The following is an 11,749-nucleotide window of genomic DNA, read 5'->3' on the forward strand; positions in this document are numbered from 1 at the left end:
TTCATGATAAAAATCGCACCTTCTATTTTATCGGCAGACTTTTCTAAATTGGGAGAAGAAATTAAAGATGTAGAGATCGGCGGCGCTGATTATATTCATGTTGATGTAATGGACGGCCATTTTGTGCCGAATATTACAATTGGCCCTTTAATTGTTGATGCAATCCGTCCTGTAACAAAGCTGCCCCTGGATGTTCATTTGATGATAGAAGATCCGGATAACTACATTGAGGCATTTGCTAATGCGGGGGCAGATTATATCACTGTACATGCAGAAGCTTGCAAACACCTTCACAGAACAATTCATTTAATTAAATCTTTTGGCGTCAAGGCAGGTGTGGTTCTTAACCCGGCTACACCAGTTAATATGATAGAGCATGTTATTGATGATATTGATATGGTATTGCTTATGTCTGTTAATCCTGGTTTTGGAGGACAAAAATTCATCCATGGGGTTCTTCCTAAGATTGAGGCCGTTAAGAAAATGGCTGACGCAAAAGGTCTAAATATTGAAATTGAAGTGGACGGCGGAGTGAATGAAGAAACAGCACAATTGTGCATTGAAGCTGGAGCCAATGTGCTTGTTGCAGGGTCGGCAATTTATAATCAGAAAGACAGAGCCGGGGCGATTGCTGCTTTAAAAGGTTCAAAATAAAAAAGGGCCAGCTGGAATACAGCTGGCTTTTTATAATTTAAGATATGATAGGAGCAATGTGAAATGATTATAAATATTTTAGCTGGCGGCCCTGAGGATTTGCTGCCTGAACTGTCTTCGTTCAGTGTTGCTTGTGACTTCTGGATCGGAGTAGATAGAGGAGTGCTTACTCTTATTCAAAATGGCATACAGCCGAAAATGGCATTTGGCGATTTTGATTCTGTGTCAAATGAAGAACTATTAACTATTGAAGAAAATGTAAAAGAGCTGAATAGATTCATGCCGGAGAAAGACGAAACCGACATGGAGCTTGCCCTGAATTGGGCACTGGGCCAAAATCCTGAAAAAATCCGTTTGTTTGGCGCCACAGGGGGCCGGCTTGACCACTTATTTGCAAATATTCAGCTGTTAATAAAGCCTGTACTTGCAGAAAACTTTGTTCCTGTCGAAATTATTGACCAAAAAAATAAGATTTATATTAAGGGTCCAGGTGAATATAGAATAAAGCAAAATCCATATTTCAAATACATTTCTTTTGTCCCTATCACGATGGAAATTAAAGGCCTCACTTTAAGAAATTTCAAGTATCCGCTCACATATCGGACCGTCCCTGCAGGTTCTACTCTTTGTATCAGCAATGAACTTATTGATGATTGTGGTACTTTTTCTTTTACTGAAGGCATATTAATGGTTGTAAGAAGCAAGGATTAAGTGCCGGGCCAGTGCTGCCCTGCAAGGTTCTGGGAAGCTAGATATGAGTCTTGGCATGAATTGCTTTCTGATCATTTTTTTTTAATCATGAGTACTCATCTTTCATTATTTGAATAAGATGGTAAAGACGATTTAAGGACAGAATGGATGCGTAGATTGTGAGGAGGGACACGAGTAATGAGATTTTATACAATCAAACTTCCTAAATTTTTAGGGGGCATTGTGCGTGCCATGTTAGGGACCTTCAAAAAAGGGTAAACGCCCATAAATGAAAAAGAAAATAGCATCAAAAAACTGGGCACCTCTATGGGGTGCTTTTATTTTTTGACTGAATGGGGGAGAATGATAGTGGATTATAAAAAGGGAAAATAAAAAGGACATCCTAAAAGGATGTCCCTGAGCAGATTAAACGCGCTCAACTTTACCTGATTTAAGTGCTCTTGCAGAAACCCAAACACGTTTAGGTTTACCGTCTACAAGAATACGTACCTTTTGAAGGTTAGCACCCCAAGTACGCTTGTTAGCGTTCATTGCGTGAGAACGTGCGTTACCTGAAGTTGTTTTTTTACCAGTTACAACACATTTGCGTGGCATGTATGTTTCCCTCCTTACTAAAAGCATAAGCTGAAACTATTTTTCAATGCTTTCATTTGCAATAGTCAGATTCATCCATCTGAATTAATGTGGAATTCCTTTTCGGATTTCGACATTAAAAGATACTTTAATAATTTATCATACAACCCTTCTGATTGCAATAGTTTGCTTTCAAGAAAATTTCCTTGACATAGGGGCATGGAACATGAGCTATAATAGAGATGGGGAAGTATGACTTTCAATATTACAGCCCATATAGTAAAATATCATAAGGTATGCATAAAGCTTTGGAGTTAGTAACGCTGCCCAGCTGAAAAAGGATGCATTAATCCTATAACAGCAAGCTTGCCTCCATATTACAATTAATGGGGAACGCCAGCGCTTCCGTTAAGCGGGAGTGCCTGAAGAAGCTTTTATTAAAAGCAATTTCCAAAGGGGGAACGAACCATGTCCATCGAATTAAAAACGAATTTCGGGCAAATTGATATCTCTAATGACGTAATTGCAACAATCGCAGGCGGAGCAGCAGTTGACTGCTACGGCATCGTAGGGATGGCCTCTAAAAATCAAATTAAAGATGGCCTTACAGATATACTTCGAAAAGAGAATTTTACTCGCGGTGTAATTGTCCGCCAGGAAGAAGATGAAGTACATATCGACATGTATATTATTGTAAGTTACGGAACGAAAATTTCCGAGGTTGCCCACAATGTGCAATCTAAAGTGAAATACACCCTTGATAAAACAGTTGGGCTAAGTACGGACTCGGTTAATATTTACGTTCAGGGAGTTCGTGTAACGAACCCGTAGTGAGGAGGAAAGACTTGTGTCAAAAAGAGATTTAGATGGGAAGCTTTTTGCCGAAATGGTCATACAAGGAGCGAACCATTTATCTGCTAATGCAAAATTAGTGGATGCGTTAAATGTTTTCCCTGTTCCTGATGGAGACACAGGAACAAATATGAATTTGTCAATGACTTCCGGTGCAAAGGAAGTAAAAGCTAATATTCAGGAACATATTGGTAAGGTGGGCTCTGCTCTTTCTAAAGGGTTGCTGATGGGGGCACGCGGGAACTCTGGAGTAATTCTCTCCCAGCTGTTCCGAGGGTTCTCAAAGCACATTGAACAGAAATCATCCATAAATGGCAAAGAGTTTGCTGATGCCTTGAATTCAGGTGTAGAGACTGCTTATAAAGCAGTGATGAAGCCTGTTGAAGGAACGATCTTAACCGTTGCGAAAGATTCCGCCAAAAAAGCGGTGCAGGCTGCAAAAAATGAAGATGATATCGTAGTGATTATGGAGGAAGTTTTAAAAGAAGCCCGGGCTTCTTTAAACCGTACTCCGGATCTTCTTCCAGTCTTAAAGGAGGTTGGGGTTGTAGACAGCGGCGGCCAGGGTCTTGTTTTTGTTTATGAAGGATTCCTTGCCGAGCTCAAGGGCGAAAAACTTCCTGATACACCAGCAGCCCTTCCAAAGATGGATGACCTGGTTAGCGCGGAACACCATAAAAATGTTCATAGTTTTATGAACACTGAAGATATTGAATTTGGTTATTGCACTGAGTTTATGGTAAAGTTCGAAGCTGAAAAGCTATCTGCCAATCCTTTTTCAGAAGACAAGTTCCGCCAGGACTTAAGCAAATATGGCGACTCACTTCTTGTGATTGCAGATGAACAGCTTGTTAAAGTACATATCCACTCTGAACAGCCTGGAGGTTGCCTGACATACGGACAGCGCTATGGCAGTTTAGTCAATATGAAGATTGAAAACATGCGCCAGCAGCACACTAATTTGATCGAAGATGTCCCTACACCATTGGCAGCTGAAGCTAAGCCAAAGGAAAAGCAGGAGTACGGAATAGTGACTGTATCAATGGGCAGCGGTATTGCGGATCTTTTCCGAAGCATAGGTGCACATGCAGTCATTGAGGGCGGCCAGACGATGAATCCCAGTACGGAAGATATCGTAAAGGCCATCAAAGAAGTGAATGCCAAGAAAGTAATCATTTTGCCAAACAATAAGAATATCATCATGGCTGCACAGCAGGCTGCAGAAGTGACTGAAGAAGAAGCAGTGGTTGTTCCTTCCAAGACAGTTCCTCAGGGAATGGCAGCCCTGCTTGCTTTTAACCCAAGTGCCGGACTCGCGGAAAATGAAGAAGGAATGACAGGCGCCCTTCAGCATGTGAAGACTGGCCAAATTACATTTGCAGTCCGTGATACAAGCATCGATGGCCTTGAAATTGAAAAAGATGATTTCATGGGCATCGCAGATGGGAAAATTGTTGTCAAGAACAAGGATAGAGTGCAGGCTGCCAAAGATCTTCTCGATGGAATGATCGATGAAGACTCTGAGATCCTGACCGTATTAAAAGGTGAAGATGCGGCAGAAGAGGAAATGGAGGCACTTATCAGCTATATTGAAGATAAGTATGAAGATGTTGAAGTCGAAGTCCATGATGGCAAACAGCCGCTGTACTCTTTTATTTTCTCAATTGAATAACTAATAAACAAAGCGAGGGCCCAGCCTTCGCTTTTGCCATTTTAAACGTTTATATTTTAGAGAGCTTCGGAAAAATTTATTATTTGGTTAAAGATTACTTACTTGCCTATTTAAATGATAATGTGCTAGTTATAAAGCAGGCGCTGCATAAGCCTGCAGTTAAAAGTAATTGAGCAGGGAGGGGTGGCGGACTGCCTTGAGAAAATATATTTGGCAGCCGTTCAATAAACGTGAATCCAAATTATAATCAGTCTGTTACAGCTGTTAAAGGCATCGGAGAGGAAACAGCAGTATCACTTGCTGAAATGAACATAAATACTGTAAAAGATTTGCTTGAATATTTTCCATATAGATATGAGGATTACAGGCTCAAGGACCTGGAAGAGATTAAGCATGATGAAAGAGTAACTGTGGAAGGAAAGATCCACAGTGAACCTTCACTCGCCTATTATGGAAGGAAACGGTCCAGGCTGACTGTGAGAGTTCTTGCAGGCAGATATCTGATACAAGTGGTCATGTTTAATCAGCCATATATAAAGAACAAAATTACATTGAACGAAACTGTTACTGTGACAGGCAAATGGGACCAGCACCGCCAAATCATAACAGCCAATGAATTAAAAATAGGAAGTGCCTCCAATAACAAGGATTTTGAGCCGGTTTATGCGGTGAAAGGAAGTATCACTGTCAAGGGAATCAGACGTTTTATAAAACTGGCTTTCTCACAGTATGGGAATGAGATATCAGAAACTTTGCCTGAAAAATATCTTTTGAAATATAGGCTTTTGAATAGGCGAGATGCTATGAGATCGCTCCATTTTCCTGCCAATGATCAGGAACTTAAACAGGGAAGACGGCGCTTTGTTTATGAAGAATTCTTCTATTTTCAATTAAAAATGCAGGCACTAAGAAAGATTGAAAGAGAGCAGTCTAAAGGGATTGCGCAAGCTTATGATCTTTCGAGGCTTATAGAGTTTATAGACTCTCTGCCATTTGCCTTAACCAGTGCCCAGAAAAGGGTGGTTAATGAGATTCTGTCTGATATGAAATCGCCTTATCGGATGAACAGGCTATTACAGGGGGATGTTGGTTCCGGTAAAACGGCTGTTGCGGCGATCGCCCTATTTGCCAGCAGGACAGCAGATTTCCAGGGAGCATTAATGGTGCCGACCGAAATCCTTGCAGAGCAGCATGCGGAATCTTTAAAAACGATGCTTAAGCCATTTGGCTTACGATGTGAACTCCTGACAAGCTCCGTCAAGGGAAAGCGCAGAAGAGAAATTCTTCAGCATTTAAAGGATGGAGAAATTGATGTTCTTATAGGCACACATGCACTCATCCAGGAAGAAGTGGAATTTAATAAACTGGGGCTTGTTATTACTGATGAACAGCATAGATTTGGTGTCGGGCAGCGGCGCATCCTCAGGGAAAAAGGCGAGAGTCCGGATGTTCTGTTTATGACTGCCACGCCAATCCCGAGAACATTGGCCATTACTGTTTTTGGGGAAATGGATGTTTCCATCATAGATGAAATGCCGGCAGGGCGAAAAGCGATTGAAACTTATTGGGCAAAACCTGAAATGCTGGACAGAGTTCTTGGTTTTATGGAAAAGGAGCTTTCAGCAGGTCAGCAGGTATATGTGATCTGTCCCCTTATTGAGGAGTCAGATAAACTGGATGTTCAAAACGCTATAGATGTCCATGCAACATTGATGCATCATTTTCATGGCCGCTATGATGTCGGCCTCATGCACGGCAGGCTTCATCCAGATGAAAAGGAAAATGTTATGAAAGCTTTCAGCCGAAATGAAAAGCAGATTCTTGTTTCAACGACGGTTGTCGAGGTGGGTGTAAATGTTCCGAATGCAACGATGATGGTGATCTATGATGCGGAGCGCTTTGGACTTGCACAGCTTCATCAGTTGAGGGGCAGGGTAGGAAGAGGAGATAAACAATCTTATTGTGTGCTTCTGGCTGACCCGAAATCGGAAGTTGGAAAAGAACGCATGAAAATCATGACAGAAACCAATGATGGTTTTGCTCTAAGTGAAAAAGACCTTGAGCTGAGAGGTCCTGGAGACTTTTTCGGAAGAAAACAAAGCGGGCTTCCGGAATTTAAAGTCGCTGATATGGTCCATGATTACCGCGCGCTCGAAACCGCCAGAAACGATGCAGCTTCTCTTGTTGAATCACATGAATTTTGGCATTCAGATGAGTACCGGCCATTGAGAAATTATTTAAAGGAAACAGGAGTGCTGGAAGGGGAAAAACTGGACTAGGCACAAGGTAAACAAGCAGATTGCAGAAAAGTTCTTTCTTGCAATCTGCTTTTTTTGATTATATACTACTATTAGTACCTAGTCTTAATATCTCGGACGGTGGGATTTTTAATGAAAAGAAATAAAAAAGAACGCCAGAATTTATTAACGGACACAATAAAAGAAAATCCATTTGTCACGGACGAGGAACTTGCAGAAAAGTTCTCTGTCAGCGTCCAGACAATCAGGCTCGACCGCTTGGAATTATCTATTCCGGAATTGCGGGAGAGAATCAAGCATGTTGCTGAAAAAACTTTCGAGGATGAAGTCCGATCTTTACCCATAGAAGAAATAATCGGTGAAATAATAGATATAGAATTGGATAAAACGGCAATATCCATTTTCGATGTGAAAAATGAACATGTTTTCAAGCGGAATGGAATAGCCCGGGGTCATCACTTGTTTGCCCAGGCTAACTCACTGGCGGTTGCAGTAATAAATGATGAATTGGCATTGACAGCAAAAGCCAATATTCAATTTACAAGGCCAGTGCGATTAAGTGAACGTGTGATAGCAAAAGCCAAGGTTCTTACAATCGATATTGATAGCGGAAGGACGATTGTTGAAGTCAATAGCTTTGTAAATAATGAACAGGTATTTAAGGGCGAATTCGACATGTTCAGAAAAAAATAATCACTAAAGGATGAAACATCATGAAAATTTCCATAGACGCAATGGGGGGCGACAATGCCCCAAAGGAAATTGTCCTTGGCGCAATGAAAGCTGCCGCGGAGTTTAAGGATATACACATTACCCTTGTTGGCGATGAGTCAAAAATAAAGGAATACCTTACTTCAAACGAGCGTATTGAAATTTTACATACAGATGAAGTCATCTTGCCGGATGATGAACCAGTAAGGGCTGTGCGCAGAAAGAAAAATGCTTCAATGGTGCTTGCAGCACAGCTTGTCTCAGATGGTAAAGCGGATGCATGCATTTCTGCAGGAAACACGGGTGCTCTTATGGCTGCAGGCCTTTTTGTGGTAGGAAGGATAGAAGGCATTGAACGCCCGGCATTATCACCTACACTTCCAACGATAGGCGGGGAAGGGTTCCTTTTGCTGGATGTAGGTGCGAATGTAGACGCGAAACCTGAGCATCTTCTTCAATATGCGATTATGGGATCCATATATACAGAAAAGGTCCGGGGTGTCTCCAATCCGAGAGTGGGCCTTCTAAATATCGGAACTGAAGAGAAAAAAGGCAATGAGCTGGCGAAAAATACATTTGACCTTCTGAAGAATGCTGATATCCATTTTATCGGCAATGTGGAAGCGCGCGATTTGCTTGAAGGAGCTGCAGATGTTGTAGTGACAGATGGCTTTACCGGAAATATGGTGCTAAAGACAATTGAGGGTACTGCTCTATCTGTATTTAAAATGCTAAAAACAGCTCTGACCAGCAGCTTTAAAACGAAATTGGCAGCAGCTGCCTTAAAGCCTGACTTATACCAGCTTAAATCCAAGATGGATTATTCGGAATACGGCGGTGCTGGATTATTCGGATTAAAGGCGCCGGTTATTAAGGCTCATGGTTCCTCAGATGCAACAGCTTTATTCAGTGCAGTCAGACAGACCAGGAATATGGTAGAAAACAATGTCGCTCAAACGATTAAGGAAGCAGTTGAAAAAGAAGCAGAAAAATCAGCCATTAAATAAACTTATTTTACTTGGGGGGAAGCACGATGGGTAAAATCGCCTTTTTATTTCCTGGGCAGGGATCGCAGGCTGCAGGAATGGGAAAAGCACTAGCAGAACAGGATGAGAAAGTAAAATCATTTTTCGAGAGTGCTGATCAAAAACTTGGCTTTTCACTATCAGAACTTATTTTTGAAGGGCCTCAGGAAAAATTGACGCTAACAACAAATGCCCAGCCAGCTTTGTTGACTACTAGCATTGCTATCCTCGATTACTTTAAAAGGTCGGGCGTAGCACCTGATTTTGTGGCTGGCCACAGCCTTGGTGAATATACTGCACTCGTTGCATCGGAAGCTATATCCTTTGAGGACGGTGTTTATGCTGTCCGTAAAAGAGGAGAGTTCATGGAAGAAGCAGTTCCTAATGGCGAGGGAACAATGGCAGCGGTACTGGGACTTGACAGGGACAAGCTTACTGCAGTCACAGAAGAGGTATCTGCAGGCGGCAATCCGGTTCAGCTCGCAAATTTAAACTGTCCTGGACAGATTGTGATTTCAGGTTCAAGGGCAGGTGTTGAACTAGCTTCTGCAAAGGCTAAAGAAGAAGGTGCCAAGCGTGTGCTTCCACTGGAAGTAAGCGGTCCATTCCATTCTGAATTAATGAAGCCTGCTGCGGAGAAGTTCAGGCAGATCCTGGACGAGATTGAAATCAAAGATGCATCTGTTCCTGTCATTGCAAATGTTACGGCTTCTGAAATGACTTCCGCTGCAGAAATAAAAAGCAGATTGATTGAACAGCTCTATTCTCCTGTACTCTGGGAGGATTCAATCCGCAAGATGATAGAGCTTGGAGTAGACACATTTATAGAAATAGGACCTGGAAAAGTACTGTCAGGCTTAGTGAAAAAGGTAGATCGTTCCTTTAAAACGTATGCCGTTTCCGATGCTGAATCCTGCCAGACGGTTACAGAATCCTTGAAGGAGGAATTGAGATGAAGCTAGAGGGAAAAGCCGCTTTAGTAACGGGAGCTTCCCGCGGAATCGGAAGGGAAATCGCTTTGGGTCTTGCTAAGCAAGGTGCAGATATCGCGGTTAACTATTCCGGAAATGAGGCAAGGGCGAACGAAGTAGTTGATGAAATAAAAGCATTAGGCAGAAATGCATTTGCTATCCAATGCGATGTATCCAGCAGTGATTCCGTGGCAAGCATGGTAAAAGAAACAGTAGACAAGTTTGGCAAGCTTGATATTCTGATTAATAATGCTGGGATTACGAAGGATAACCTGATTATGAGAATGAAGGAAGACGAATGGGATGATGTAATTAACATTAACCTGAAAGGTGTATTCCTTTGTACAAAAGCTGTTACAAGGCAGATGATGAAACAGCGCAGCGGGCGTATTATCAATATTTCTTCGATTGTTGGAGTAAGCGGCAATCCTGGTCAGGCTAATTATGTCGCCGCCAAATCAGGTGTTATTGGCCTGACAAAGACCTCTGCAAAGGAACTTGCATCAAGAGGCATAACGGTCAATGCCATTGCACCAGGTTTTATCACAACTGATATGACTGATAAGCTGAACGAGGATGTAAAAGAGCAGATGCTTAAGCAAATTCCATTGGCGCGTTTTGGCGACCCTGCAGATATTGCGAATGTGGCAGTGTTTCTTGCTTCCGAGGACAGCCGCTATATGACAGGGCAAACCCTTCATGTTGATGGCGGAATGGTCATGTAACTTGTAACAGGCTTGTAATGCAAAAAACTTTTATAAAACCTTTCAATTAAGTCTAAAAATAATCTATAATACTTGAGGGGAGGTGAACAAGCATGGCAGAAGTATTAGAACGTGTAACAAAGATCATCGTGGACCGTCTTGGTGTTGAAGAATCTGAAGTTAAATTGGAAGCTTCTTTCAAAGATGATCTAGGTGCTGATTCCCTTGACGTAGTAGAATTAGTAATGGAATTAGAAGACGAGTTCGACATGGAGATTTCTGACGATGATGCTGAAAAAATCGCAACAGTCGGTGACGCTGTAAATTACATAAAAGCTAGCCAATAATCGTTAGTTGAACCACTCTGCAGTGAGGGTATGCCCCTCGCTGCAGCAATTTTTTTATCGCAGTCTAACGGGCAGTAAGACTCCCGTTTCTAGACTTAGAGGAACTCAAAAACTAATAAGCGTGAGCCAAACTGCCCGTGATGGCCAGATTGGTTCAACTAACAATCATTGTGGAAAAGCACCCCACTGATTGAGTTTCAATTTATCAGCAGATGTTTACTGTCCGGTGTTACCTGTGGCATTGAAGGCAGCATGAGAAAAATCTGCAGCCCGGAAGCAGGTGGCTGTGGACAGTAAATATGTAAGGCAAAAGCTCCGTTGAATAACGGGGCTTTCTTCTGTGAAGATGGCTGTACCCAAATGAAACTAAAATTGCTTTGGTAAATAGAAGTTTTTTTGCGTTTTTCATCTTTATTCCGTAAACTTAGGGAAGACCATTTAAGCTTTTTACTTATGCAGAATATTAATTTTTAGCAAGGTGGATGCATTATGCGCAGCAATAAGGATAAGGAAAGAAAATCATTTCGCGCAATCGAAAAACAATTTAAAGAATTCCAGACGGAAATCGGAATTCAATTTGAAAATGAAAAATTATTAAAACAGGCTTTTACCCATTCATCTTATGTGAATGAGCATCGGAGAAAGCCCTATGAAGACAATGAAAGGCTGGAATTTTTGGGTGACGCTGTCCTGGAACTGACTGTTTCAAAGTTCCTTTACCTAAAATATCCTATGATGAGCGAGGGGGAATTAACAAAGCTGAGGGCCGCGGTTGTCTGCGAACCCTCCCTGGTCTCATTTGCCCACGAATTGTCATTCGGCAGCCTTGTACTGCTTGGAAAAGGGGAGGAAATGACAGGGGGAAGAACCCGTCCTGCCCTGCTTGCAGACGTATTTGAAGCCTTTATAGGTGCACTATACCTGGATAAAGGATTAGATACGGTTGTCGGTTTTTTGGAAAAAGTTGTTTTTCCAAAGATTGATTCAGGTGCTTTTTCGCATGTGATGGATTTCAAGAGCCAGCTGCAGGAACTTGTTCAGCGGGATGGTGCAGGTGCAATTGAATATAAAATCCTTCAGGAAAAAGGGCCTGCTCACAATCGTGAATTTGTTTCCACTGTTTCCCTAAATGGCAGGGAGCTTGGGACAGGCACTGGCCGATCAAAGAAAGAAGCAGAACAGCATGCAGCCCAAATGGCCCTTGAAGTATTGAAGAATCATATCAAGTGACATCAAAGAATAGAAACTTGGAGGAGACAGAGGGGGAGCAG

Annotated in this window: 13 protein-coding genes; 12 read left to right on the plus strand and 1 reads right to left on the minus strand. The window is 42.1% G+C overall.

Annotated elements, in window-relative coordinates:
• The first annotated feature begins 3 nt into the window (after nt 1-3).
• The 3 genes from rpe to spoVM all read left to right on the plus strand — a co-directional run bounded on the left by rpe (nt 4) and on the right by spoVM (nt 1,623).
• The gene (gene rpe, locus ACXAD1_RS07575) at nt 4-654 is read left to right on the plus strand and encodes a ribulose-phosphate 3-epimerase (protein WP_474909760.1); all 651 of its coding nucleotides are present in this window, start codon (nt 4-6) and stop codon (nt 652-654) included.
• Nucleotides 655-717: 63 nt separating this feature from the next.
• The gene (locus tag ACXAD1_RS07580) at nt 718-1,365 is read left to right on the plus strand and encodes a thiamine diphosphokinase (RefSeq protein WP_474909761.1); all 648 of its coding nucleotides are present in this window, start codon (nt 718-720) and stop codon (nt 1,363-1,365) included.
• Nucleotides 1,366-1,542: 177 nt separating this feature from the next.
• Nucleotides 1,543-1,623 carry a stage V sporulation protein SpoVM gene (gene spoVM / locus ACXAD1_RS07585; RefSeq protein ID WP_019381739.1) on the plus strand — a complete coding sequence of 27 codons (81 nt, stop codon included), beginning with the start codon at nt 1,543-1,545 and terminating at the stop codon, nt 1,621-1,623.
• 147 nt (nt 1,624-1,770) lie between these two features.
• Here spoVM and rpmB read toward each other — a convergent pair whose 3' ends face one another.
• Nucleotides 1,771-1,959, minus strand: a complete 189-nt coding sequence (gene rpmB / locus ACXAD1_RS07590) for a 50S ribosomal protein L28 (protein WP_019381740.1) — start codon at nt 1,957-1,959, stop codon at nt 1,771-1,773.
• A gap of 447 nt (nt 1,960-2,406) precedes the next feature.
• Here rpmB and ACXAD1_RS07595 point away from each other — a divergent pair, with 447 nt between their 5' ends.
• From ACXAD1_RS07595 to rnc, 9 genes are all read left to right on the plus strand, one after another.
• Nucleotides 2,407-2,769, plus strand: coding sequence for an Asp23/Gls24 family envelope stress response protein (locus tag ACXAD1_RS07595; protein ID WP_009330806.1), 363 nt, complete (start codon nt 2,407-2,409; stop codon nt 2,767-2,769).
• A 16-nt stretch (nt 2,770-2,785) separates the two neighbouring features.
• Entirely contained in the window at nt 2,786-4,462 is a 1,677-nt protein-coding gene (locus tag ACXAD1_RS07600; RefSeq protein ID WP_474909762.1) for a DAK2 domain-containing protein, read from the plus strand.
• 230 nt (nt 4,463-4,692) lie between these two features.
• Nucleotides 4,693-6,741 carry an ATP-dependent DNA helicase RecG gene (recG, locus tag ACXAD1_RS07605; RefSeq protein ID WP_474909763.1) on the plus strand — a complete coding sequence of 683 codons (2,049 nt, stop codon included), beginning with the start codon at nt 4,693-4,695 and terminating at the stop codon, nt 6,739-6,741.
• Nucleotides 6,742-6,852: 111 nt separating this feature from the next.
• Nucleotides 6,853-7,413, plus strand: a complete 561-nt coding sequence (gene fapR, locus ACXAD1_RS07610) for a transcription factor FapR (RefSeq protein WP_206836280.1) — start codon at nt 6,853-6,855, stop codon at nt 7,411-7,413.
• 20 nt (nt 7,414-7,433) lie between these two features.
• Nucleotides 7,434-8,438 carry a phosphate acyltransferase PlsX gene (gene plsX, locus ACXAD1_RS07615; RefSeq protein WP_206836283.1) on the plus strand — a complete coding sequence of 335 codons (1,005 nt, stop codon included), beginning with the start codon at nt 7,434-7,436 and terminating at the stop codon, nt 8,436-8,438.
• 26 nt (nt 8,439-8,464) lie between these two features.
• Nucleotides 8,465-9,412, plus strand: coding sequence for an ACP S-malonyltransferase (gene fabD / locus ACXAD1_RS07620; protein ID WP_474909764.1), 948 nt, complete (start codon nt 8,465-8,467; stop codon nt 9,410-9,412).
• Nucleotides 9,409-10,152 carry a 3-oxoacyl-[acyl-carrier-protein] reductase gene (gene fabG / locus ACXAD1_RS07625; RefSeq protein ID WP_474909765.1) on the plus strand — a complete coding sequence of 248 codons (744 nt, stop codon included), beginning with the start codon at nt 9,409-9,411 and terminating at the stop codon, nt 10,150-10,152. Before fabD ends, fabG begins: the two co-directional genes overlap by 4 nt.
• 92 nt (nt 10,153-10,244) lie before the next feature.
• Nucleotides 10,245-10,478, plus strand: a complete 234-nt coding sequence (locus ACXAD1_RS07630; protein ID WP_009330799.1) for an acyl carrier protein — start codon at nt 10,245-10,247, stop codon at nt 10,476-10,478.
• A 489-nt stretch (nt 10,479-10,967) separates the two neighbouring features.
• The gene (gene rnc, locus ACXAD1_RS07635) at nt 10,968-11,708 is read left to right on the plus strand and encodes a ribonuclease III (RefSeq protein WP_206836291.1); all 741 of its coding nucleotides are present in this window, start codon (nt 10,968-10,970) and stop codon (nt 11,706-11,708) included.
• Nucleotides 11,709-11,749 lie beyond the last annotated feature (41 nt).

Source organism: Cytobacillus sp. ABV4_503 (genome assembly GCF_056158445.1).